The organism is Trichormus variabilis 0441 (assembly GCF_009856605.1).
Taxonomy (GTDB): Bacteria; Cyanobacteriota; Cyanobacteriia; order Cyanobacteriales; family Nostocaceae; genus Trichormus; species Trichormus variabilis.
The window spans coordinates 5,658,110-5,684,077 of record NZ_CP047242.1; the positions used below are offsets into that span (position 1 = coordinate 5,658,110).

Consider the following 25,968-nt stretch of genomic DNA (forward strand, 5'->3'; position numbering starts at 1 on the left):
TATGTCCTTTTAGCTGTCAGCAATTATTGAGGAAAGTAGGTTGGGATACGTCACTGGATCTAAGCGTAAAAACAATCACTGATTAAGAAATAAGTAGTGTTAGCTAAGAAGAAAAATAGCAACCCAGAAATCAAATATAGTGTGTTTAAAAATTTGGGATGGGTGCGGTTAGAGCAAGGTAAGAATAAAGAAGCACAACAACGTCTGCAAGCTTCAAAAATGTTTCGATTCCTTTAATGGGATAAATTTAAGTCACTAGATATACTACGGTATCCTCTTGAAGCTTTACTATAAAGTAGTTCACAACTTTATACTGAATTGGTTTTTGGAGACAAATATAATATCTTAGTGCTAAAATATCTAGTTTTGGTCTTTAATAGTACAATTGATCTACATCAATGAGGATAGACCAGTTATCCAATAGCAGTTCTAAAGTATGGCTCGCGGTGAAATTCTCAGAAAACTCTTTAAAAGCTTCTCTCGCAACGAGAGAGAAGAGTTTTTGGCTGCGGCTCAAGAACTGATTGAAGAAGAAAGAAATAAAAATCACATCCTGCTGGCTAGAGATTTGGAAAAACTGCTTCAAAATGGCAATGGCTACACTAAACCCCTAGCATCTAACCTAGCTCCCTGGCATCAGTTTCCTGAACCACCTAAAGATAAAGACACTGGACTAGCTTTACTGGATGTCAAGCGATTTGACCTGACATGGGATAATATCGTCCTCAGTGAAAAAATTTTTGATATCCTGCAAGAAATTGTTCTGGAAAACCGTAAGCAAGACATCCTTGCAGCTTATAACCTCAAACCCAAAAACAAACTACTCTTTTGTGGGCCACCAGGTTGTGGCAAAACCCAAACCGCAAAAGTTCTTTCTAGTGTCTTGAGTTTACCCCTTGTTTATGTCAACCTGACAGCAGTATTTTCTTCTTACTTAGGTGAAACAGCAACCAATCTTCAGAAAATTTTTACATACATAGAAAAAGGCGAATGGCTGGTTTTATTCGATGAGTTTGATGCGATCGCTCGTGATCGAGATAACTTAAATGAACATGGTGAAGTCAAACGTCTAGTCAATAGCTTGTTACAACTCATTGATAATGCAACTAATCAAAGTATATTTGTTGCTGCTACTAATCACGAAAAACTATTAGACAGTGCAGTTTGGCGACGATTTGATGAGGTGATTTTCTTTGACAACCCAACACTAGAATTACGCACGGCTCTTTTAAGCCGTTATCTGTCTGGTATCCGTTATACTGCTATTAATCTATCTACTTTTGCAGAACGGCTAGAAAATGCTACTGGAGCAGATATAGAACGTATTTGTTCTGATGCAATTAAAGCCGTAATTCTACGTGGGGAGCGTACCTTGAGAGCTGATGATTTAGAAGTTGCGATAGGACGTTTTTTAGAAAGGCAAAGTATAATATCAAACTCAAAATTATCATCTAAGTCAAATCCTAATGGTAAGTCAGTTTGAACACCTTAAATTACCGAGAATAATCAATATCGAATTACCACGACGATCTCATGGTGGAGGTGGTGGTGGAAAACGCGCTGATTTTATTGAACATGGTAAGCATTTATTAGATCAACTTTCTGGACTGACGGAACGTACCAAGCAAAAGAGCAACCCTTTCCGCCTTGATCCAAAATTAATTTTTAAGATTAAAGTTACTAAAAAACTTTCAGACGATCTAGTTAATCAGACAGGATTAGATATCCTAGCATTTGAGCCTGATAAAGCCATAGTTGTCTTCTCGTCTGATCTGGAGTTAAAAGAATTTAGGAGACGTTTAGAAAATTACAGTCATATTACAGAAGGACACGAATATTCATATTTAGGAGCGATTGATGAGTTAGTCCCCCTCGAACGTGAAGATCGCATTGGTCGTTTGTTAGAGTTAAAGCCTGTACAACTAGGTGAACTTGCAGCTTTAGATTTAGAATTATGGCACACAGGCGATCGCCAAGAAATGAAAGTTTCTCTAGAACATATTGCTGAAACAATAGAGTACTTTTCCAGCGATACTGCTCCTATGAGAATGAGTGATAGTTACGTTGGTGAATATCTGTGTATAGCTAGAATTAAAGTCACTCACGAAGTTTTAGAGTTTTTACTGGAACTCGAAACTGTCAAAGAAATTGATCGTCCTCCCCAACCTGCATTTGAGAGAACTGCCGATTATAATTTACCAATTTCCCGTATACCCGAAGTTATTTCTCCACCTGAAGATAATTGCGGCATTCTTGTTATTGACTCAGGTGTACAAAGAGGTCATCCCTTAATTGCTCGTGTACTCGGTGAAGCTGATGTATTTCCAGATCCAGCACAGCAATTAATAAGAGGTGGTGCAGATGATGTACATGGACATGGTACAAATGTTGCTGGCATTGCTATATATGGAGATGTCGAAAATTGTATTAAAAAACTGTCATTTGATCCAACAGTTTGGTTATTTTCTGCTCGTGTAACAGATGAAAACTGCGAATATTATGAGGATCTTCTCGTAGAAACTCAACTAGATCAAGCCATTCGTGCTTTTGTAGATCAGTACCCTAACTGCAAAGTCATAAATATTTCATTAGGTAATGCTAAACAAATCTATAGAGATGGAATGAAGCAGTTTCGATTAGCAGCAAAAATAGATGAAATTGCTTATCAATACCAAAACCAAAACAAAAATATTATTTTTGTGATTTCAGCAGGAAATTCTTATCATGAAGAGTTAGGGTATGAACAATTACGAACTGAATACCCAAATTATTTACTGAATAAGAAGGCCCGAATTATTGATCCAGCAACTTCTGCGATCGCACTAACTGTAGGTTCTTTATCTTATGGACGTGGTAGTATGACAGAACCTGGTGATGTGCGTCGTCAGGCGATCGCAAAATTACGAGGATACCCTTCTCCCTTTACCAGAACTGGTTTTGGAGTAGATGGTATGATTAAGCCTGATGTTGTAGATTTTGGTGGAGATTTAGCATTAGACCTTAGTTATCGAGAAGCGTTAGGTTTGCCTAAAGTTAGTCAATTAGAAGATAATGTAGCTGGGATTTCTGTTGTTACTTTCTCCAAAAATTTCCAAAGTTCTTTATTTAATATCTGTAGCGGTACAAGTTTTGCTGCACCTCGTGTAGCTAACATTGCTGCTCAACTCTTCACAAAATATCCAAATGCCAGTTCTAACCTCATTCGAGCATTAATTGTCAATTCTGCGGTGCTTCCCAAAGAAATTCCAGATGAATTTAGTAAGGGTACAGAATCTAAAAAAATTAAAAAGCAGCTACAAATCTATGGCTATGGACAGACTGATTTAGAACGTGCAATGTATTCTGCTGAAAACTATGTTGTTCTATCTGAAGATAATATTTTTATTCCAGTGGGCAAGTTCCATATTTATGAAATCCCCCAACTACCAGAGGAATTTTTTGATATAGAAGGTACCCGCACATTATCAGTTACCTTGGCCTTTGATCCTCCAACTCGTCCAACTCGTGGCGACTCATATTTAGGGGTAACTATGGAATTTAATATTTTTAAAGGTATTGACAAGGAAAGTGTCGTAAATGCCTATGTAGATGCAAGTAGAACAGATAAGCCTGGTGAATTTGCAGAAATACCAATAAAAAATTTGAAGAAAAAATATCCAAAACGTAGTATTACTATTGATTTATCCCCAGGTTCCAATCTTCGTAAGAAAGGAACTGTACAAAGAGGTCAAACACAACTAAAGTCAGGAGCTAAGAAATACAATAATTTACCGATGACTTTGGTGGTGAGTTGTAATCGTAAATGGGCAAATCCAGATGAAATTGAAATCCAACGTTATGCTTTAGTTGTTAGCGTCAGTCATTCCGATCCGCAAGTTAATTTATATAATCGTCTAAAACTAAAGGTTGATGAGATTGATCTAAGAGAAAGAAGCCGAGCAAGGATTTAAATAATAAAAACCTAATATTTACCGTAATGAGAATTATATATTTTTTTGTCTAAGTACCGATAATTCAGGAGAGTCATAGCTGACTATGGATGTCGAGTGCAAGATTATATGTGATCGCACAAGTTTCGACAATGTGTGGTGACAAGATGGCGATCACAGAAAGTGCGATCTCATTGATACATCCCATTGATACTAAGAGCAATTAGCTTTGCAGATGGAAATTAATTACTGCTAATACAATGATTTGGCTGTTACTGGGGAGCAATCATAATTGAATCTAAACACTAATAGTGATAAATCTTTACTGAGCTTGATTTTTAAGAATTATACAACTTTTTTATTTATAAATAATAGCTGCGCTCAACAAATTATACAACTTTATTTTCTGAGACTTAGATGAACTAGAATGTAAATGTAGGGCTTATAGGCTTATAAATTATATAATTTTTCTATATTTTTACAAGATATTTTGGATTAAAATAGCGTAATTAATTTTTAAGCTGAAGTTATTATATAACAATTCGTTGTTGATGCTTCAGCTTCTTTTTTAACTGGCAATCGCTTGACTTTAAACATTACAACAAAGAGCATATTAAAATTTTTATTCTTCCGTAAGCTTTAATTGGAAGGCGAGAGCGCGGTTAAGAGCGCACAATAAAGAGTTGTTAGCGGCGAATTTTTTTAAATAATATCCAGGCTATTATACTGGTAAGCACTCCAGCAACAACGCTTCCACCAAAGACTGCTGTCAGGAAAAAAGGTGTTTCTTTTTGTGGTGGATATTGGCTTACTAATATTGAAGATGCGATTTGGCTGATTGCTAACCCGATACCAACACTACCGATAATATTTTCTAAATTGCGATCGCTTTTAGTTCGCTCAATATCGATAATACCTTGTATGGTCTTAATGTAATTTTCCATTAATGTTAAACCAGGGCTAAAGTTAGCTTGGTCAGTTTCGATTTGTACTAAAAACTTTTCGTTAGCATAGTTGCTGAATATTTGCAAAAATTCCCAATCGCTATTACTATCTAACTTTATTAGTTCTTGGTAACGTTTTTGATAATTGTTGATGTTTACTTCTATGGTGCGTTTTTGGTCATCTAAATACGCTAAGTTATTAGTATATTTTAATAAGATTTCTGGGGTGTTTTTCAGAAAAGTTTCTAATTCATTAATTTTAATATCTGGTTTTTTCAAGTTAGCATTCAAATTATTCACAATAGCTTGTGCTAGGTTAGCTGCTTGTTTTAAATTATCTTTAATTTCCTGACTTTGAGAATTAGCCCAATAAATTTTATGGCGGTATCTTAAAAGTCGGAGCAATTGAGGAGATAACTTGCTATTAATTTCCCTAATTGCATCTGTTTTAATTTGATCAGGAAACAAACAAATTAATAGATGATAACTATCATGCAAGTTTTGTGCTTTTGCTGGAAGTCGTTGCAGTTCAAATATAGTTCCACCAAAAAACTTACCTTGACCGATAAAATCATTTTGCCAATTTTGCTGCGGATGTAATTTTAATTGGGCAAAACATTCTTGTGCTGTGGCTTGGGGGTCTTGATTATCTGTAGATAACTGGCCCCAAATTAACCAACTTTGACCAAGGTTGCCATGTTGGTTATTTATTTTATTCAGAATTTCTGTTTGTAAATTATGCAAACAATCAATAGATTGCGGAGAGTATTTGTAATCGGATATATAGTTAGCAGTACAGTCTACTTGCAGTGCATAAGTATCTCCCATTTGGACGGGATAGTAATAACCATTTAAAGGACTGGGAAAAATTTCATATTTTTTATGACCTAGTAATTCAACATAATCTAAACTATCTGTTTCTGCTTGGGCTAGTTCTGCAAGCTGTTTACTATCTAACTGATTACCATAAACTTTTTGCCAAAAAAGTTGCCGATTTTGTTTGAGTTTTTCTTCATCTTGTCCCAAACCAGCTTTAAGGTCATAAAGAAACAAATCGAGGGTGGGATAAATTAATTGATAATTTTGATTCATAATGTTTTTGTTTCGCGTAAAGACGCAAAGAAAGACGCTATAATTATGACTTTGGCAAGAAGTCTATTCATAAGGAAAAAATGGTGTTGATGACTTCTTTCGCTGTTTTTATAGGATTTAACGCCTGAAAAACTTGCTGTGCTATTACTGCTAATTTATTTTGATCAACTTTTCGATCAAATTTGACTAGCTGCTCTTCAATTTCTCTCGAAGCATTGTCAATTTCTGTATTTGTGGAATCTGGTTTATATTGAGGTAAACTTTCCACACCTTTACTGCGGAGTTGAGCGATCGCATCTATATTGTCATATATTTGATCGTAGGCGGCTTTGAGGGGAGGGTGACTGATGGCGATCGCATATAGTTGCTCGATATCGCCAGGAATATTAATTGTCTGTAGTTGTGCCTGAATATGACTTGGTAATGGTGAGTCAAGCTGGTAGAGTGCGAAAATAAAGGCTTTTAGTTCTGATACTTCTAATGGTTTCATTGTGAAAAGTTGCCAGTAATAGTAAAAGCTGCCCAGAAGTAAGGGTGATTATAGGGTTGTTTACTAGGTTCTGGGTTATTCTTAAGTTTATTTAAATGGCGTGACCAGCAATTGTAAAGGAGTCCTTGATTTTCAGGAACTTTGGCAAGTTGCGCTGCATACCATTGTGCTAGTTCTGCATTGGTGACATTTCGCAACCATTGGGTAGCTTCAGCTAAAGCTATAGTTTCTGGTTTACCTTGTTGCAGCAGTTGGTAAAACTGAATCATCACCAAAGCACTAGCGGCTGATTCTACAGTCCACAGGGTACTGACGACATGAGCCACACCGCAACCCATAAAGCCACTGACAAGCCCTACATATTCTGTAGTGATGGTGTGATTTCCGGTGATTGCAGTTTCGCAAGCTGCTAAGGTGACGAGTTGATAGCTTTGCAATTTAAAGCCGTGGATATCCGCTAGAGTTAACTTGTCTTCATCTGCTAATGCTAAAAAAGATAACGCCGGATTTTGGAAGTTATATACACCATGTCCTGTAAAGTGAAAAATATTGTAGCTTTGGGGCAAAGCATTTATCAGTGCTTTTTGTGTGGCTTGTTCAGAATGCAGACGTGTAGGGTTGGCAAACATTTGGCTGATGGCTTCTGATTCGATTTCGGCGAAATCTAATGAGGGATAACCCGTACTGTTGGGATGTTCGATGCTAAGTAAATTTTTTTGGTTATAATTGTCTTTCTTAACAGAGATAGAGCCAATTTTTGCACTGGGTAAATAGCTGATGGTAAATTCAGGTGGAAACAGTGCATGAAGAGGGAAGCGGTGCAAATCGCGGTGAGGAATGAGAATTAATTGAGTAATATCTGGAATTGTGGAGACGACAGCATTTATATCGAGAATATGACTCAGATTCCGCAGCATTTCGGGTAAATTGTCGCGCCATGTTCTATCTTTTTCGCCTTGCTTGTCTTTATCCTTGGGATAATTGGCGTATTGTTCGTTCCATTTTTTCACCCAGGCTTCAAAATCGCGTAAACGTTGCGCCTGAGTTAGACACTCGGTATTGCCTAAAACAATTGGTGACGGGGCGTTATGTTTAAGAATGAAAGTATGTAAGGCGTAAGAACTGAGATGCCAATAAACAATGGCAGTTGAAGGATTAAGCAGTTGTTGTATTTCTGAATAATTAGGAGAAGAAATTTCATCGCTCCATCCATCCAAAAGCCAACGCAAGCAAGTATTTTTGCCTTCTTCTGCCAATTCAATCGCTTGCAGCAAATCTCCAGACTGCACGGCTAAATCAACAGTTAACTGCTGAATCCAAGCAAATTTTAAAGCTAGTTGTTTTTTACTTCGCTCAGAGCGATTTGGTTCATTTAATAAGCGCCGCAACAACTCAGTACCTTGGCGCTGGAGTTCTGTAGCTTCGGCTATTTCTCCCAAATCTAACAGCACGCGAATTAAATCTTGCAAAACTTCCAGATGCAACTCAGGAAAATTTGTTGCTGTGAGAGTTTGCAGTGCCGTTTTGTAACTGTTAATAGCTTTGCGCCAAAAATAGCGAGTGTTATAATTACCTCGCCCTTGGTAATAATGAGAATCACCTATCGCCCGATGCAATTTTCCCCAACCTTCTGGGTGAGTTTCTTGCTGACAATGTTTTAATCCTTCCTCATAGCTGGCTAATCTTCCCTCATAGCCACGCTTATTTAAATCTGGATTGTTAAATTTTAAAGCTAGGTTATGTGCTGCCGCATGAGGTAAAGGAAATGTAGAGAAATCTATCCTCTCTACTATTACGTTTCCAGCTACAATTCCTCGGTTCATCCAAGCTATGTAAAAGTCAGCTTTGAATTCTATGGCTTTGTCATAAGATGTGATCGCTTCTTGAAATCGCCCTAAATTACTCAGCGCCACACCTCGGTTGTACCAAGCTGAGTAGTCGTCAGCTTTGAATTCTATGGCTTTGTCATAAGATGCGATCGCTTCTTCAAATCGCCCCAAATTAGCCAGCGCCACACCTCGGTAATTCCAAGCTGAGTAGTCGTCAGCTTTGAATTCTATAGCTTTGTCATAAGATGCGATCGCTTCTTCAAATTGCCCTAAATTATCCAGCGCCACACCTCGGTTGTACCAAGCTGAGTAGTCGTCAGCTTTGAATTCTATGGCTTTGTCATAAGATGCGATCGCTTCTTCAAATTTCTCTAAATTGAATAGTGTGTTACCCCTACCATACCAAGCATTGAATACTTCTGGAAAGTTGGGATTGATTTGCAAAGCAGTTTCAAACGAGGTCAGTGCTTCTTGATATAATTTGAGGCTATTTAAGATTACCCCACGATTAGTCCAAGCTTCAGGAAAATTATGTTTGAATTCTATAGCCCTATTATAAGAAGCGATCGCTTGTTCAAATCGCCCCAAATTACACAGCGCCACACCCCGGCTGTACCAAGCTGAGTCATCGTCAGGCTTGAATTCTATAGCTTTGTCAAAAGATGTGATTGCTTGTTCTAATTGCCCTAAATTAGCCAGTGCCACACCTTGATTTAACCAAGCCTCTGCTTCGTCACTCGTCAATTCAATAGCATCATTGAATTGATTACTTGTTTCTTCTTCCTCCGCGTCCTCTGCGCCTCTGCGGTTCGTTTCTCCTCCCCCCAACCGCCTCCCAATATCACCCGCAACATCACTAACTTCCCCAATACTCAACTCACCCAGCCGCACCATCCGACTTACCAATTCATCATTTGGCTTAGCTGAAGCGAACAATCTTTCGCCAAAACCCCGCAACCACTCCACCAAATCACCTTCATTGATGTGCTTTGCAGCCAAGAAACCTTTTGCTTCTCCTCTAGTCAAGCCATCATTGACTTCTGCTAACAACTGGAGAAACAACGATTCATACTCCGCATCCGTTAACCGTTGCGGTGGTTCTACTTTGTTCTGTTCCCTGACTGGGGAATGCTTTCTGCCAAATAAACGCCCAAAAGACCTCTTGAGCCACTGCCAAAGTTGCTTGAGCATCTGCCGCAATCATGTATCGCTTTTATGATACATTCTAGCAATTTTACGGTTGGTCATTGGTCATTGGTTATTGGTAAGCGTTTCCGGGATATTTACGTTTTGTAATCACGAATAGATTCTTGATTGCAAGATGAATTGCGATCGCATCTTTGTCGCACAGCAGAACTTTCTCAAATAATTTTGAACTTATGGAATTACTCAAAACCTTTATCAGTAATGGATTCAAACAATTGTTTAACCGTTTTATTTGAGATTTTTACTAAAAATCAAGTTTACCATAGAGGTTAAGCTGAAATTGTTCAATCGTTTTATTTTATCGACAACGGCAGATTAAATATTCGAACTGTAATAATTGTTTAACCGAATTCTTTGTCTACAAATATTTGTAGAGTAGATAAGATAATTTCTAGATGTGACTACTATATCACATCTAGAAATATTTTTTTTGGCATTGCCTAAAGCAATACTGTGTCTATCTCGCCAAAACTGATTTGTTAGATGGTAATGTCAGGTTGTCTCGCCACATATCAATTCCCATAGCAAATCTATCCCATCTCCAATATATTCAGAATCTTGGTTTTCATTAATCCATCGAGAAAGATTAATGACTACGCTATGAGTTTTTTCATCGATTTTCTTCAGCACAAATGCGCCAATAAGACGCACATTAAATTCTGAGTCTTTGAGGAGTTCTAGTAAGCCAGGAATTGCTGCTTCTTTACCTATATTACCCAACGCAAATGCGGCACTAGACCGCACATTCAATTCTGAGCCTTTGAGAAGTTCTAGTAAGCTAGGAATTGCTGCTTCTGTACCTATGTTACCCAACGCATTTGCGGCACTAGACCGCACATTAGATTCTGAGTCTTTGAGGAGTTCTAGTAAGCTAGGAATTGCTGCTTCTGTACCTATGTTACCTAACGCAAATGCGGCACTAGACCGCACATTAGATTCTGAGTCTTTGAGGAGTTCTAGTAAGCCAGGAATTGCTGCTTCTGTACCTATGTTACCTAACGCAAATGCGGCACTAGACCGCACATTAGATTCTGAGTCTTTGAGGAGTTCTAGTAAGCCAGGAATTGCTGCTTCTGTACCTATTCTAACTAACGCATTTACGGCACTAGACCGCACATTAGATTCTGAGTCTTTGAGAAGTTCTAGTAAGCCAGGAATTGCTACTTCTGTACCTATATTACCTAACGCATCTGCGGCACTAGACCGCACATTAGATTCTGAGTCTTTGAGGAGTTCTAGTAAGCCAGGAATTGCTGCTTCTGTACCTATTCTACCTAACGCAAATGCGGCACTAGACCGCACATTAGATTCTGAGTCTTTGAGGAGTTCTAGTAAGCCAGGAATTGCTGCTTCTGTACCTATTATGCCTAACGCAAATGCGGCACTAGACCGCACATTAGATTCTGAGTCTTTGAGGAGTTCTAGTAAGCCAGGAATTGCTGCCTCTGTACCTATTCTAACTAACGCAAATGCGGCACTAGACCGCACATTAGATTCTGAGTCTTTGAGGAGTTCTAGTAAGCCAGGAATTGCTGTTTCTGTACCTATGTTACCTAACGCATTTGCGGCACTAGACCGCACATTAGATTCTGAGTCTTTGAGGAGTTCTAGTAAGCCAGGAATTGCTGTTTCTGTACCTATTCTACCTAACGCATTTGCGGCACTAGACCGCACATTAGATTCTGAGTCTTTGAGGAGTTCTAGTAATCTATCAACTGCCGCCTTTTTCTCTCCTAATGCAGCACGATATTTTTGAAATCGTACTTGTTCTATTTGTTGTTCTTTCTCTTTTAACAATTGCAAAGCTTGAGTTTGAAAAGCCGTTTCATTCAGGCTACATAAAATTTGAAATACTTGTGATTTAATTTGAGAACTAACTTGCAAAGAATCGCTGACTTCAAGATTTACTAAATTTTGTAAAATTTCTATGGCTGGAGAATCTTTGGCAGTTTTTAAATTTTTGATATCTTCAGCAAGGCAATTCCCAGCAAATAATAAGTCACGATGCAACCACTGTTCATATTCGCTATTCTTGCTGAGAACTTTTCTAATAGCTGTAGCCGCTTTATTTGGTGCTTGCTGAGTAATTAATAGCAGTAATACCTCTCGCCAATGAGGGTCATGGAGATGCTGATCAATATACTGTAAAACAATATCAAAATCGTCTTGATCGTCTGCTTGATAATTAATTTCTCTAGCACACAGATATTCCTGAAAGGTTTTATGCACAAAAGCATAGCAATCTTGACCTTGTTCATTAAGCAGTCCAGTACGTTCCTGAATCAAACTTAAAAACCGTTTCGCTTTCTCCTCTGCTTTATAAAGTTCAATTTCCTTCAAAGATTTGATTTCTCTTTTTAATTTGTCAAGCAAATCTTCACAAGCAATTAGTGTTCCCCCTTCTTTATCTGCTGTACTGCCTTGTCCATGAATCCAAAAGGCTAATTTTCGCATCAAAAATAGTAAATCTTCAATATCAATATCTTGTAAAAAATGGTTGACGTTAATTTCCTTATTCGCATCCCAAGAAGTTAAGAGAGTTTCTACGGCTTTCTCATAAAGTTTGTGACGACCTTTAGGCAAAACTGCCTGGTAGCGGTGAATCAGAGCAATAATAGTCAACAGCAAAGGGTTACGCGCTAGTAATTTGAGACGCTCATTTTTATTTAATGCTTCTCGTAAAGTTGTTTTACGTCGCTCTGCCTCTGATTTATCCTGAATACGGCTGTTATACCAACAGTTAATAAACTTTTCTATCTTCTCATCATCAAAAGATAAAAGCTCGTAATGGGCAAACTCTTGAGTATTGAAAAAATCACGTTTATAACCAGCAGGACGAGAAGTAATAACTGCACAATTTGTCGGAAATTGTCCTAAAAAATTCTCAATTTTCCGCACTACATCATATCGTTTATTTTCCTGAGCAATTTCATCCAATCCATCAAAAAAGATAAAAGTGTGTCCATCTTCTAACCAATATTCAAAAAAACCTACAGGTAAGGTTTTAACACATAGATTTTTTTCAACAAATTGCTTAACATATTCAATAACGCTAATATTTGCTTGCCTAGCAAAATCTCGTATAGGAATTATAATAGGTAAATAGTCTGCTGCTGTTATATTCAGTTGTTCAATCTGCTTCTGAGCTAACATCACCACAAAATAACTCAGTAAAGTAGTTTTTCCAGAGCCGGGCGCACCTAAAAGAACAAACTTTTGGCAGTTGGTTTGACTTAAAATTTGGGAAGCTAAAAATTTTCTCCCGGAAGATTTTCTTAAAGCACGCTGTCTCTGTTCCCAAAGTAATTGTTGCTGACTTTGGCTCAAATTGGATGACAATAACTCTGTTTCGATGCTGGAGTTGAGATTATTTATATCCTTGTGGTTATCCTCCTGCACTTCTGGTAATACAAAAATATTTACTAGCTTCTCCGATTTTTCTACTTCTTGTCCTGGTACAGCAATCCCAGCAAACTTAACATCATCAAACCAATTTACTAATTGCTGAAGATAGTTTTCCTTGGCAATCTGAAACCTTATGCAATTATCTGTATTTTGAAAATAAGTTGTAACAAAAACCTCCATCCATGAATAAACATAATCAATTTTAATTTCTTTCATTTTTGAGTCAGCTAAAGCTGCTTTTTGGAAAACAACAGCTAAATAATCTACATCAGGCTTTCCCTCATTTTCTAAAGGTTTCTGTAGCTCTGACAATCCTTGTTCTTTAAAAAAATTACATAAAAATTTTGGTATAAAGTCTGGTGGACAAGAATAAAATAATCGGGTTTCTTGCTTACAAGCTTCTATCGTTGCAGTTTTAATCGCCTTATCTAAATCACTAGGGTTAAGTTTGCTCGTAACACCACTCAGTAAAGCTTTAGAAACTTCTACTGTGACTAATTCTCCTACCCATGCACCAACCATTGCACCAATCATTATGATGGTCTCCACATAATTGATTTAAATGAATAAGTATAGATTATATATTGATACTAATGATACCAGTATATTTACTATATTAATTAAACTTACGCAATTTTTTTCTGATTTTTCGCTGTTTGAAGTCTTTTATCATCTAATTTTGGGCTGCTTATACTTGCTACCAGAGTTTACTTAGCGAAAACCAGCAACTGAATAAAAAAGACTACAGAAAGATTTGCGAATAGCAGCAATTGCCCTTTCCATAAATGCAGTGATGGTTACTCGTAACCAAAAGGATTTCTCTCAAATTCCCAGTTTAGTGCTGGAGAATGGAACAAATTAAAACAGAGGAATTTTCACTACGATGAAAATACTACAATAAAGTAGTAACGCATCTAACCTCTGGAGTTCTAACAGTGGGCTTATTTGATGATTTGAGTCGGTTTCTGGAAAACCGTTTAGAGGAATTCTTGCGGAATAATCCACATTTGGAGTTGGAGGCGCTGTTAGAACAGCTGCGTCAGCAAGAGGAAGATACTTTAAAGTTGATAGCAGATTTACAGTTACAAGAGAAGCGATCGCAAGAAGATATTCTCGCCACAGCGCAAGAAATCCAGCGTTGGCATATCCGAGTTCAAAAAGCCAAAAATGCTAATAGACAAGATTTGGTGGGGCCAGCAGAAGAGAGAGAAGCAGCTTTATTGCGCGAGGGTAATCAGCTTTGGGGACATATGCAGGGGCTAAAAGAACGCTTAGAGCAATCCAAAGAATTACTTAGTAAGATACAAGCTAGGCGGCAAGAAGTACAAACCAAAGCAGCACAAGCACAAACAGCACGGGCTAAAGCCCAAACCCAACAACGTATAGAAACTAATGGTTGGTGGAATTCTACTACCAGTTCTAGTGGCGGATTTGATGATTTAGAAGAAAAGTTCCGCCGTTGGGAAACCCAAGATGAACTAGAGCAAATGAAGCGTAATTTGGGAAAATAAGTAAAAAATGTCTACATAGGAGATAGTCTGGGGAGATATCCCATTATTCAATGGAGAAAGAAAATATTTTCAGGATTTAATTCCTTTAAATTGTTCTTTCGCTTTGGCAAAAGCTTCCTGCATGACAGATTGGATTTTTTGCGGGTCTGGTTTATTACCACCCATTAAATCGCCAAAGTAGACGCAGGCTGTCTCCCCTAAAGACCAGGTGTAAGCGGCTGCCCAAGATGCGGCGATCGCACTCCCAAATCCTGGGATAAACTTAACTAACTCTCTTCCTATGGCTTGGGCTAAAAAACCACCGGCGATCGCACTCACAATACCACCTGCTTGGGATGGTGTGAGTGTTTGACCATATAATTTACCTAAAAGCGTCACCATCGATACTTGCAATGCAGTGAGTACTGGCATCGTGGCAAAGGGTAAGGGTACGGCTGCGAGTGCAGCAGCCATCACCGCAAATGATAAGGTGTAACGTCTGCCTGCATCCCGGTAAATATTGCCCAGTTTCTCGCTTGTTGGCTTATCTAATAACTGGTAAATAGCTTGGGCTTCCGCTTCTGGGAGGAGTTCTGCCAAATTATCTCTGAGGGCATCTAAGCCGTAAAATACAGGATTGTAGCCATCTTCTTCTAGGGTAAAGTCGATGAGGAGTGAACGGTCATAAAGTCCTGTAAAAGCTGCTTGAATCGCCGCAAAAGCCCTGTTTATTTCCTCATAGTTTGGTGGATAATCTGGATGATCCTCAACACCAGGGGGGTAAACTTCATGTAAACAAGTAACTGCGAGTAAACAGGGAATTTCTGGATATTTGCGCCGCAATTCTTGGGCAATTTGTCGCAAGGTATCAGTAGCGAAATCATTGATTTTCACTGTCAAAATCAAGACTCTGGCGCGGCTACTTTTTTCTTGTAAGTCTCCTATCAACTCTTGAATTACTGCCTGAGTTTCCTGGTTGATATCGCCTAGCCCTACGGTATCAGTAAAAACTAGTAAAGGCAAGTCGTTAGATGGATAGGCGTAGCGTTGGGTGTGTTGGGTGTGGGGACAAAAGCCTTGTCCGACAATCTCCGCAGAAACGCCTGTTAGACCCCGCACAATGGAACTTTTACCTGCTTGTGGCTTGCCAATTAGCACAGCCTCTGTAGTTGGCAGTTCTTGGCGTACCTTTTCCAAAATCTCGGCAACTTCGGCTTCACTCACACTAAACCACTGGACAAACTTCTGAGAAACCTGTTCCACTGGTAATCGCTGCACCACACTATCTGCTGCCTTTTTCCAGACACCAGTCACACGATTTGCCCAAGAATTATCGCCTCGCCTAGTCATTGCACTTGCTGGTTAAGTTACACCCTTTATATATTTTAATTTTGCATGACGGCATCTAATAAAACATCAGCACCAAAGCGGACGACATCAGTGCAGGGTAAACCAGTTTCTGCTATTGTGTGAGCGATCGCCTCTTTTGCTGCATACTCATCTAAGTGGGCAGTATTCAAAGCTATACCTACCACAGGCACAGTCCCAAACGCCCCGCCGCCACTGGCTACAGTTTCATACAGCCGAATTACTTCTGGTAAGGGCGGAATTGGTACATGAGGATTATTGCCGTTGTGAGTCTGTCCGGCGCGGTGTACCAATACTAGTTGGGTGGGTTGGGAACCACGAATCAGAGGTAAGGTAGCGGTAGAACCAGGATGTAGTAAGGAACCTTGCCCTTCAATGTGCAAAATATCGTAGTTTTTGCCATAGCGCATCACCATCTGTTCCACTGCACCAGCAGCAAAGTCTACCCGTACCGCATCCAAGGCGACACCATCCCCTTCCAACATCACACCAGTCTGCCCAGTAGCCAAAAACTTAGAACGCCAACCCCGCAATTTTGCCGCCCAATGTAGTTCTAAACTAGTGGACATTTTCCCGATTGCCATATCCGTTCCCACTGTCAGCACCCGCCGACAGGGTAAAGTCCGCGCTGCACCACTAGCCACATCTAAATTAGCTGGTTCTTTGCGGACATCCCAAATTAATTGTCCTGGTTGGAGGAGGGCATTTAAATCGGGGATATTTGCCAAGGGGGTGTGTAAGCCATTTACCAATGACATCCCCGCTTGCAGGGCAGTTTTCAGTTCTATCCAGTAATCATCTGGTATACCACCACCCTTGGGGGCAATACCAATCACTAAGACTTGGGGTTTATACTCTAAAGCTGCTTCTACCGACTTGACAATCGGGACATCTCGCTTAATCCCTGTGATTTCTCTCAAGGATTGGCCTGCACAGTTGCGGTCAATGACTGCGACAATAGGGGCTTCACTGTAGCGTAAAAGTGCTAGCCCTGTTTTGCCAATAGTTCCCGTAGTTCCTTCATGTAGCAGAATTGCTACTCGTTGATTAAGTGGCAGACGCACTATATTTTACCCCCAAGCCTGGTAAATCGTTTGGTAATACTCGCCCTTCTTTTAACAATGCACCTGTAAAAGGATCATCGCTTAAGTTGAGGTGACTGTCTAAGTCTAAATAATCAGCTAATGGCGCTAATTGTGCCGCCGCCGTATTGGATAATGTACTGTCAGAATAACAGCCAAACATGACTTGTAACCCACAAGCTTTGGCTGTGTGTACCATCCTTAGTGCCTCAGTTAAACCCCCAGATTTCATCAATTTAATATTGATGCCATCTACATAACTAGCTAAACGGGGAATATCTTTACTGTTAAAGCAACTTTCATCCACAAAAATCGGTAGGGGGGATTTTTCCTTGAGTTTGATTAAATCCTCTTCTCGTCCTCTAACTAGTGGCTGTTCAATATATTTGATCCCCAAATCAGCCAGCCAATTGCACATTTCCACCGCATCTGACAAACTCCAACCACCGTTGGCATCCACAAAAAACTCTTGTGCTGGTGCTTCTTGCTGCACAGCTAAAAGCATCTTCTTATCTGCTTCTATACCCTGCGGACTGCCCAACTTCACTTTCAACAAGCGAACATCTGTAAAATCTAACCAGTCTCTTGTCCGTATCCTGGCGGCTTCCGGTGTATCAATACCAATGGTAACAGAAGTTGGTACTATAGCCTGGCGATCGAGTCCCCAGATTTGCCACAAAGGTAAACCCACAGATTTACCCAGCCAGTCGTGCATCGCCATATCTAAAGCTGCCCTGACTGCGGAAGGAACCTGATATTTGATAAAGACTTGCTCTATTTCCTGTCGCTGCAACGGGCTAAATGGTTCTAAGAATGGCACAATTTGCTGCAAGTAGTCTTTGATGACATTAGTTGATTGTCCATAATTACCTACACCAAACGGTGAAGCCTCTCCCCAACCTTCGATGTCATTGTGTACAATCTTCACCCAGACATTTGTAGTCTTTGCCGTAGTGCCACGACTAATGGTCAAAGGAAATCTTTTATTGACCGTAAACAAAATGACTTCTACCTGCATAACAACGCTCAATCTTTGCTGAGAGCAAAAACAGTGTAAATACAAAGTCTAGCTTATTTGAGGTATCTGTTATACTTTTTTACATTCATTAGGGAACACCAAAAAATAAATTATTCCAAATTGATGGTTAGTAGGGTGCGTCAGTAGGAATTATTTCTTGGTACAGCTAGGTTCTGTTGCACTGACGCACCCTACATTTTGGATATCTTTTATCTGGAAATTCCTTAATGAGTGGATGTAAATTTAAATATTAATTCGTAAATAAATGAATCTATGAGTAAATTACAAGAATGGCAAATATTAAACTCCAAAATGGTTTTAGATCATCCCTGGTGTCAAGTCAGGCAAGATGAAGTTAAATTACCAAGCGGTACAATAATAGATGATTATTTTGTCAATGTCAGACCAGATATTGTCCTAGTTTTGCCGATTACCGATAATAGAGAAGTTATATTTGTACGTCAATACAGACATGGGGTGGGAGATTTCTTTTTAGAACTGCCAGCCGGGAGATTTGATCCAACACAAGAAAGTGCTGAAGATGCAGGGTTGAGAGAATTGCAAGAAGAAACTGGTTATATTGCTCAACAATTAATCAAAATTGCCATACTATACGATAATCCCAGCAAAGACACTAATCAAATACATTTATTTCTAGCAGAAAATGTGGTTAAAGTTGGGGAGCAAAATTTAGATATTACAGAGGAAATAGAAATTATTTTAATTCCTCTTGAATCAGTCTTAGAAAAAATTACTCAAGGTGAAATTTCGGTAGCGGGAACTATTGCAGCTTTATTTCTAGGGTTGAATTTTATTACTGATAAGTAATTAACGTAATACCAATTAAAAAATACGACAGATATATACGACTAGTATTTGATTTTTAAAATATAAGTAGGGTGGGCAATTCCCACCACAAACATGATAAGGTGGGCATTGCCCACCCTACAGATAATTAGAGAAATTTAATAATCAAATCTGATTCCTAAAGCTGATGAAAATACGATTATTTCACATACAAGATGCGGAACAGATAGCACTTTTATTCCACCAAACAGTACGTGAGGTTAATATCAGGGACTACTCGAATAATCAAGTAATAGCATGGGCCCCAGATAATATTCATTTTAGGGACTGGGCAAAAATTTGTTCAGAACGATTTACTTACGTTGCTGATGATCAAGGAGTGATTGCAGGTTTTGGCGAGTTAGAGTTAAACGGACATATAGACTGCTTCTACTGCCATAAAAATTATCTGGGTATGGGCGTAGGCAGGAAAATTTATTCGGCAATTGAGACTAAAGCTGATGAATTAGGAATTAGTCGCTTGTACACCGAAGCCAGCATTACTGCCAAGTCGTTTTTCCTGCGTATGGGTTTTTCCATTATCAGAGAACAGCAGGTGGAACGCAGAAGAGAATATTTTATAAATTTCGCAATGGAGAAGTTTTTAATCTCTAGCTGATTAACTAGTTATTCTTCCACCTCTTTACTAAAACTATAAATTTTCTGTGTTTCCAAATCGCTACCTACGGAGGAAGGTAATTTATCAGGTGAAATTGTTTGCCGGTCTAATTGGACTTGCAAGTTACTGAGGGGATCGCTACCGGAAGAAATCAGAAATTCAAGTTTCTGGACGTAAGGTAGGGTTGCGAGGTTATCGAGAATTGGCAAAATTGCTTGTAGGTAAGGATGACCGCTTTGGCTATACCAATCACAACTAGCGACTTTTTCTTGGTCGAAACCTAAGTGTACTATCAAGGATGGCTTATCGAAAAGAGCGATCGCCAATGGTCGGGCTTCTTCCTGTAACAATAAATCATAGCTTCTGACTAAATGCCGCAGTTTCTCTAAACGTTCATAGCGTTTTGTTACCAATTGTGGGTCATCTTGCCAGTGAATAGCTACAGTTACGAGGTAAGTCTGCAACAGCATATGACCGAGTTTTTTCGCCTTGGTCGCCAAGTAGTAAGAATTATAATCGTTGGCTTCAATGAGTAATGGCACGCGGTCAACTACTTCCAAGCCGTATCCCTTAACCCCGGCAATTTTCCGGGGATTGTTGGTAATCAGGCGGATCTTTTTCACACCCAAATCCATGAGCATTTGCGCTCCCATACCATAGTCACGCAAGTCTGCGGGGAAACCCAAGCGCTCGTTAGCTTCCACTGTATCCAGTCCCATATCCTGTAAGGAGTAGGCTTTGAGTTTGTTAATTAACCCAATCCCCCGTCCTTCTTGCCGTAGGTAGACAACCACACCTTGACCCGCAGTTTCAATCATTTTCAAGGCAGCTTGTAACTGCATCCGACAATCGCAGCGCAAAGAACCCAAAGCATCACCTGTTAAACATTCTGAGTGCATCCGCACCATCACAGGTTCATCTCGAAAATTTTCTGGATTGCCCTTGACGATAGCAACGTGTTCTGTATTGTCGAGGGTGTGACGATAGGCGTAGATGTCAAATTGACCGAATTGACTGGGTAGTTTGGTAATTACTTCACGATATACCAGGCGATCGTGTTGTAGGCGATAACTAATTAAATCGGCAATACTAATAATTTTCAGATCGTGGTGTTTGGCATATTCAATTAACTGCTGTAACCTTGCCATTGAACCATCGGGGTTTTGAATTTCACAAATCACCCCAGCCGGGTATAGTCCAGCCAAGCGAGATAAATCAACAGCAGCCTCTGTATGTCCAGCACGTTTCAGTACCCCGCCAGCTTTAGCCCGTAAAGGAAAAATATGACCAGGACGACGCAAATCTGAAGGTTTGGTGGCTGGGTTGAGTGTGATTTGAATTGTCCGCGCCCGGTCTTCGGCTGATATACCAGTAGATACGCCCAGATGGGGGCTAGCATCAACACTGACAGTAAAAGCTGTCTGGTTGGGGTCGGTGATATTTGTCACCATCAATGGTAGGTCGAGTTCATCGAGGCGATCGCCTGTCATTGCTAAACAAATCAACCCTCTTGCTTCCACTGCCATAAAATTAATCATGTCAGGTGTGGCGAATTGAGCAGCACAAATCAAATCGCCTTCATTTTCTCGATTTTCATCATCTACCACTACAATGGCACGACCGGCTTTTAAATCTGATAAGGCAGCATCAATAGAATCAAACATAAACTTTTCGGTTGAAGAGGCAAATATCTGAGGAACAACACCCGTGCCAAGGTTCTCCCCATTTAGGGGATGAGCGGAGGACTGCTGTGTATTTTTAGGTTGTGACACAGAGGATTTTGAGCCAGGGATAGTAAATTTTCTTAACAATTTCTTATTCTAAATTGTAGCTCGTTTATACGGCGGAGATATAGACTAGCAATGTTTTGATAACAAGGAGAAATTTCTGTCGCTAAAATGCCCTTGGTTTAACTTGTATATCTTTTCGTGTTGGCTGTTCACAGTTGACGGTTAACTGTGAACAAACCATACTTACTAGAGTCCCTGAGTGCTGAGTTCCGAGGGCAACACTAAAGATTAGAGGTTATGATTTTTGGCTCAAAACTCAAAATTCTGCACATGGCTCAACCTCAGCTACTGCTAACGGAACTCAGTATACATAACTCATCACTCACCATAAGTTCTATAGTTAATAGCTGATCACAGATTCACCAAAAGCGGATAAGGATTTGATAACATGGGCAATTTTGGGCGCGTACCCGTTGGGATTGTTGGCGCGTCAGGCTATGGTGGGGTACAGTTAGTCCGATTACTGATGGATCATCCAGAAGTTGAACTAGTTTATTTAGGTGGTGAGAGTAGTGTAGGTAAATCTTTTGCATCTCTCTACCCCCATTTAGCTCATGCAGTTAAATTATCAATTGAAGAAGTAGACCCAGAAGTTATTGCGCGTCGCTGCGAAGTGGTATTTCTCTCGATGCCGAATGGTCTAGCTTGTCAAATTGTGCCAACATTGTTGGAAAAAGGCTGTAAAGTACTGGATTTGAGTGCAGACTATCGATTCCGTAACTTGACAACTTACACCACTTGGTATGGTGTGGAAAGGAGCGATCGCCCGACAGCTGACACCGCCGTATATGGTTTACCGGAACTGTACCGCGATCGCATCTCTGAAGCCCAGTTAGTCGGTTGTCCCGGTTCCTACCCCACCGCTAGCCTCTTAGCATTATCACCACTGTTAAAACAAGGGTTAATCGTTCCGGAAACCGCTATTGTTGACGCTAAATCCGGCACATCTGGCGGCGGGAGGGAAGCCAAAACTTATTTATTACTAGCGGAAGCAGATAATTCTCTTGCCCCTTATAGTGTCGTTCGTCATCGTCACACACCAGAAATCGAGCAAATTTGTAGCGATTTGGCAGGACACGAAGTTACAGTCCAATTTACGCCACATCTGATCCCCATAGTGCGTGGAACCTTAGCAACTGTATACGCTACCCTCCGCGACCCCGGTTTAGTAGGAGATGATTTAACTACTATTTATACAGCATTTTACCGTAATTCCCCTTGGATAAAAGTCTGTGAAAGTGGCATTTATCCCCAAACCAAATGGGCTGCGGGCAGTAATCTTTGTTATATCGGTGTAGAAGTTGACCCGCGTACTGGCCGGGTAATTGTCATGTCAGCCATTGACAACCTGATTAAAGGCCAAGCGGGTCAAGCAATTCAGTGTCTCAACATTATGATGGGTTGGGATGAGACATTGGGTTTACCAAAGATGGGGTTTTATCCGTGATTGGGTATTGGGTATTGGGTATTGGGTAATGAAAGAGGATTTAATTTGTCCCCAGTCCCCAGTCCCCAGTCCCCAGTCCCCAGTCCCTATTTCGGCCCTAAACCCACAGCCCCAGCATAAACAGCGCGATCGCCTAATTCATCTTCGATACGTAGCAAGCGGTTGTATTTGGCTACCCGTTCACTACGACAGAGGGAACCAGTTTTGATTTGACCTGCACGGGTAGCAACGGCTAAATCAGCAATGGTGGTGTCTTCTGTTTCACCAGAACGATGGCTAATGACTGAACGGAAACCGTTACGAGTTCCTAAGTCGATGGTTTCTAGGGTTTCAGTCAAGGAACCAATTTGATTGAGTTTAATCAAAATGGCGTTACCTGCTTTTTCTTGGATGCCTTTTTGTAAGCGGGTAGCGTTTGTTACAAACAAGTCATCGCCCACTAACTGCACCCGTGAACCGACTTTTTGGGTGAGTAATTGCCAATTTTGCCAATCTTCTTCGTGTAAGCCATCTTCAATGGACACAATTGGGTATTGATCAACCAACTGCCCTAAGTAATCGATAAACTCGGTTGGTGCATGGGGTCTACCATCATAGACATACTGCCCTTCCTTATAAAATTCACTAGCCGCCACATCTAACGCTAGGGCTACTTGTTCCCCTGGCTTGTATCCTGCTTTTTCAATGGCTGCAACTAGCAATTCCAAGGCTACCTGATTGGATTCCAAGTTAGGTGCAAAACCACCTTCATCGCCTACACCTGTCAGCAAGCCCTTATCATGCAGCACTTCACTGAGGGTAGCAAATACCTCAGCACCCCAACGCAGGGCTTCCCGGAAGGAAGTTGCACCAACGGGAACGATCATAAATTCTTGGAAATCCACGTTATTAGCAGCGTGCGCCCCGCCGTTAATCACGTTCATCAAAGGCACAGGCAACAAATTCGCCAAAGGGCCGCCTAAGTAACGATATAGGGGAATCCCCAAAGATGCCGCCCCGGCTCTAGCAGCTGCCAAAGAAACGGCTAAAATCGCATTTGCACCCAAATTTGATTTGTTACCAGAACCATCAAGGGCAATCATCGTCCGGTCGATGAGTTCTTGGTTAATAGCATCCAAATCAATTAACTTTGGGGCTAGTACTTCATTCACGTTGTGTACAGCCTTGAGTACCCCTTTACCGCCGTAACGGCTTTTATCTTTGTCCCTGAGTTCATGGGCTTCAAATGTGCCTGTGGAAGCGCCGCTAGGAACTTGTGCCAAGCCGACAGCACCGCTTAATAAATGTACTTCCGCTTCTATTGTTGGTCTACCGCGTGAGTCGAGAATTTCGCGGGCGACAATTGCCTCAATGGCTGTATCGACAATATTACTCATTGATCTATTCGTCTCCTTCTTACCGTTGATCGCACACAATCGAATGCTTCAACCCCATCGCTAGCATAGGCGCTGAGGCGACTTATTGGCTGAGATTAAATGAAGATTTCCAAAGATTGGGTAAGTCTATGCCCAATGCACGGACTTTGGATTTTGAATTATTTTTTGGCCAATAGTCAATAGCCAACAGTTAATAGTCAATTTTTTTACTGGAGATAATTATTGCAGCGAGTAAAATCGATTACAGTCAAATGAGGAATACTCATGAAATTTACTTTAAAAGCGATCGCCTTTTTTACTGGTCTGGCTATGTTCGGGGAAGCGGCAAATGCTGTCCAATTACGTCTACCCCAGCAGCCTCTTAATCATGCCACCAGCATTAGTCAAGCTACAGAACCGTTAGATTTATCTTTGCTGGCGAAAAGTGTTACCAATCTCTTACAAAGCGATCGCCATCAAACTGATTCTCAGATAGAATTTAAAGTCGGTAGTAAAGGTACTGAGACGACAATTTACTTGCAAAGTAGAATGATTACCCAGTCAGGGAAAAAGTTTCGGGCTGAAGTTGCTTATACAAAGCCAGGAGAAGCTGCCAAAACTGGTAACTTAGTTATTTCTGACGGTAAACAAGTGTGGATTTATCGCTCCGATTTGCGACAATATTCCGTTACTTCCTATCAAGATTTTAAAGACTCTAGCGACTGGGTTTTAATTGGTATCTCCTCTTTTGTTTTTCTAGATTTCCCAGAGGAAGATAGAAAAGTTGTTGTTGATGGTAACTTATCAGACAAAAATGTTTTGACATACCTTGGCTTGGTTAGTAACGGCGAACTCAAGGGAGAAACACGTAAATTTGATGGTCAAACAGCTTACGTGTATGACTACAAAGACCCAAAAGACGGATTTACATTAAGCGCCTTCGTCAATCTGGAAACAGCTATTCTCCAGCAAGTACAATTAGCCGGCAAATCAGACGATTTAGATATTCTCTTAACCGAAAAAATCTTAAGTAAAACAGTAAATCCTACTATCAATGCCAATACTTTCCGATTTGTACCGCCTAAAGGTACTCAAAGAGTGAAAACCCTCTCTATTAGCCCTTTGTGAGATGACTGGGGATTGGGGATTGGGGACTGGGGACTGGGGATTAGGGACTGGGGACGAAATTTACTCCCTACACCCATATACCCCTACACCCCTACACCCCTTACCCATCATTTTGTAACAACTGAAAGAAATGCCCTACTGGCCCTTGTCCTTGCCCAATATTGAGGGAGTAAGTGAGTGCAGTAGTGACATATTCCTTTGCTTGAGTTACAGCTTGGTGCAAATTTTGACCCTTTGCTAGATTGGAGGCGATCGCAGCTGATAAAGTACAACCAGTACCGTGAGTATTTTTGGTATCTACCTGCTTTGTTGTCAGGGTTTCTAGATGTTGTCCATCAAACCAAATATCCACACCACGGGCATTTCCCTGCATCCCTCCACCCTTGACTAACACAGCCTTTGCTTTTAAATTGCGGTGAATTACTTGAGCTGCTGCCCTCATATCATCTAGGGTATTTATCGGTAAACCGCTTAAAATTTGGGCTTCGTACCTGTTGGGTGTAATTATCGCCGCCAGAGGGATTAGTTGCTGGCGCAGAGTCTTGATAGCATTATCATCAATTAATTGCGCCCCAGTCCGTGAAACCATTACCGGGTCAACTACTAAGTTATTTATTCCTAAAGTTTCCACTTGCTGGGCAACAGTAGCGATAATTCCTTGATTGAGCAACATACCAGTTTTCGCTGCCTGTACACCAATATCCTCCACAACGGCTTGTATTTGGGCTGCAACTGCCTCCGGCGACATAGCGTCAACTCTGGCTACTCCCAAGGTATTTTGTGCCGTGACGCAGGTTATAGCGCTAGTACCGTGGACACAATGAAAGGCAAAGGTGCGTAAATCAGCTTGAATTCCTGCACCGCCGCCACTATCGGAACCGGCAATGGTTAATGCAACAGGAACCCTGGATATTGTTTCAGCATTCATAA

General features: G+C 40.4%; 18 protein-coding genes. 8 read left to right on the top strand and 10 right to left on the bottom strand.

Going from position 1 to position 25,968, the window contains the following annotated elements; all coding sequences use genetic code 11:
• Positions 1–96: 96 nt before the first annotated feature.
• The 3 genes from GSQ19_RS23385 (at position 97) to GSQ19_RS23395 (ending at position 3,950) form a co-directional block, all read left to right on the top strand.
• Entirely contained in the window at positions 97–237 is a 141-nt protein-coding gene (locus tag GSQ19_RS23385; RefSeq protein WP_153228339.1) for a hypothetical protein, read from the top strand.
• Between the two features lie 199 nt (positions 238–436).
• Positions 437–1,483, top strand: a complete 1,047-nt coding sequence (locus GSQ19_RS23390; protein WP_011320220.1) for an AAA family ATPase — start codon at positions 437–439, stop codon at positions 1,481–1,483.
• Complete coding sequence (locus GSQ19_RS23395) at positions 1,467–3,950, top strand: S8 family peptidase (RefSeq protein WP_011320221.1); 2,484 nt, start codon at positions 1,467–1,469, stop codon at positions 3,948–3,950. Before GSQ19_RS23390 ends, GSQ19_RS23395 begins: the two co-directional genes overlap by 17 nt.
• Positions 3,951–4,615: 665 nt before the next feature.
• Here GSQ19_RS23395 and GSQ19_RS23400 read toward each other — a convergent pair.
• The 4 genes from GSQ19_RS23400 to GSQ19_RS23415 all read right to left on the bottom strand — a co-directional run bounded on the left by GSQ19_RS23400 (position 4,616) and on the right by GSQ19_RS23415 (position 13,444).
• Positions 4,616–5,965 (bottom strand): hypothetical protein, encoded by a 1,350-nt coding sequence (locus GSQ19_RS23400; protein ID WP_011320222.1) that lies wholly within the window; start codon positions 5,963–5,965, stop codon positions 4,616–4,618.
• A 67-nt stretch (positions 5,966–6,032) separates the two neighbouring features.
• Positions 6,033–6,455 (bottom strand): hypothetical protein, encoded by a 423-nt coding sequence (locus GSQ19_RS23405; protein ID WP_011320223.1) that lies wholly within the window; start codon positions 6,453–6,455, stop codon positions 6,033–6,035.
• A complete protein-coding gene (locus GSQ19_RS23410) occupies positions 6,452–9,475 on the bottom strand; it encodes a CHAT domain-containing protein (RefSeq protein ID WP_011320224.1) in 3,024 nt (1,007 codons plus the stop codon). Before GSQ19_RS23410 ends, GSQ19_RS23405 begins: the two co-directional genes overlap by 4 nt.
• Positions 9,476–9,982: 507 nt before the next feature.
• Entirely contained in the window at positions 9,983–13,444 is a 3,462-nt protein-coding gene (locus GSQ19_RS23415; RefSeq protein WP_104009957.1) for a HEAT repeat domain-containing protein, read from the bottom strand.
• A 386-nt stretch (positions 13,445–13,830) separates the two neighbouring features.
• Between GSQ19_RS23415 and GSQ19_RS23420 the strand changes: the two genes are divergently transcribed.
• A complete protein-coding gene (locus tag GSQ19_RS23420) occupies positions 13,831–14,406 on the top strand; it encodes a TIGR04376 family protein (protein ID WP_011320226.1) in 576 nt (191 codons plus the stop codon).
• A 69-nt stretch (positions 14,407–14,475) separates the two neighbouring features.
• Here the strand turns inward: GSQ19_RS23420 and GSQ19_RS23425 are convergent, their stop codons facing one another.
• The 3 genes from GSQ19_RS23425 to GSQ19_RS23435 are packed head-to-tail and all read right to left on the bottom strand — an operon-like array spanning position 14,476 to position 17,853.
• Positions 14,476–15,735, bottom strand: coding sequence for a GTPase family protein (locus GSQ19_RS23425; protein ID WP_011320227.1), 1,260 nt, complete (start codon positions 15,733–15,735; stop codon positions 14,476–14,478).
• Between the two features lie 35 nt (positions 15,736–15,770).
• Positions 15,771–16,817, bottom strand: coding sequence for an N-acetyltransferase DgcN family protein (locus GSQ19_RS23430; protein ID WP_011320228.1), 1,047 nt, complete (start codon positions 16,815–16,817; stop codon positions 15,771–15,773).
• Positions 16,801–17,853 (bottom strand): dipeptide epimerase, encoded by a 1,053-nt coding sequence (locus tag GSQ19_RS23435; RefSeq protein ID WP_011320229.1) that lies wholly within the window; start codon positions 17,851–17,853, stop codon positions 16,801–16,803. Before GSQ19_RS23435 ends, GSQ19_RS23430 begins: the two co-directional genes overlap by 17 nt.
• A gap of 273 nt (positions 17,854–18,126) precedes the next feature.
• On the opposite strand from GSQ19_RS23435, the gene GSQ19_RS23440 reads away from it, so the two are divergent.
• Positions 18,127–18,681, top strand: coding sequence for an NUDIX hydrolase (locus GSQ19_RS23440; RefSeq protein ID WP_011320230.1), 555 nt, complete (start codon positions 18,127–18,129; stop codon positions 18,679–18,681).
• Positions 18,682–18,847: 166 nt separating this feature from the next.
• The gene (locus GSQ19_RS23445) at positions 18,848–19,318 is read left to right on the top strand and encodes a GNAT family N-acetyltransferase (RefSeq protein WP_011320231.1); all 471 of its coding nucleotides are present in this window, start codon (positions 18,848–18,850) and stop codon (positions 19,316–19,318) included.
• Positions 19,319–19,326: 8 nt separating this feature from the next.
• Here the strand turns inward: GSQ19_RS23445 and ribBA are convergent, their stop codons facing one another.
• Positions 19,327–20,982 carry a bifunctional 3,4-dihydroxy-2-butanone-4-phosphate synthase/GTP cyclohydrolase II gene (gene ribBA, locus GSQ19_RS23450; protein WP_011320232.1) on the bottom strand — a complete coding sequence of 552 codons (1,656 nt, stop codon included), beginning with the start codon at positions 20,980–20,982 and terminating at the stop codon, positions 19,327–19,329.
• A 514-nt stretch (positions 20,983–21,496) separates the two neighbouring features.
• Here ribBA and argC point away from each other — a divergent pair.
• On the top strand, positions 21,497–22,555 hold the full coding sequence (gene argC, locus GSQ19_RS23455) for an N-acetyl-gamma-glutamyl-phosphate reductase (protein ID WP_011320233.1): 1,059 nt from the start codon (positions 21,497–21,499) through the stop codon (positions 22,553–22,555).
• Between the two features lie 86 nt (positions 22,556–22,641).
• Here the strand turns inward: argC and eno are convergent, their stop codons facing one another.
• Positions 22,642–23,931, bottom strand: coding sequence for a phosphopyruvate hydratase (gene eno, locus GSQ19_RS23460; RefSeq protein WP_011320234.1), 1,290 nt, complete (start codon positions 23,929–23,931; stop codon positions 22,642–22,644).
• 264 nt (positions 23,932–24,195) lie between these two features.
• On the opposite strand from eno, the gene GSQ19_RS23465 reads away from it, so the two are divergent.
• Positions 24,196–25,038: a LolA family protein gene (locus tag GSQ19_RS23465; protein ID WP_011320235.1), complete on the top strand. Its 843-nt coding sequence runs from the start codon at positions 24,196–24,198 to the stop codon at positions 25,036–25,038.
• 100 nt (positions 25,039–25,138) lie between these two features.
• Here GSQ19_RS23465 and thiD read toward each other — a convergent pair whose 3' ends face one another.
• Entirely contained in the window at positions 25,139–25,966 is an 828-nt protein-coding gene (gene thiD, locus GSQ19_RS23470) for a bifunctional hydroxymethylpyrimidine kinase/phosphomethylpyrimidine kinase (protein WP_011320236.1), read from the bottom strand.
• Positions 25,967–25,968 lie beyond the last annotated feature (2 nt).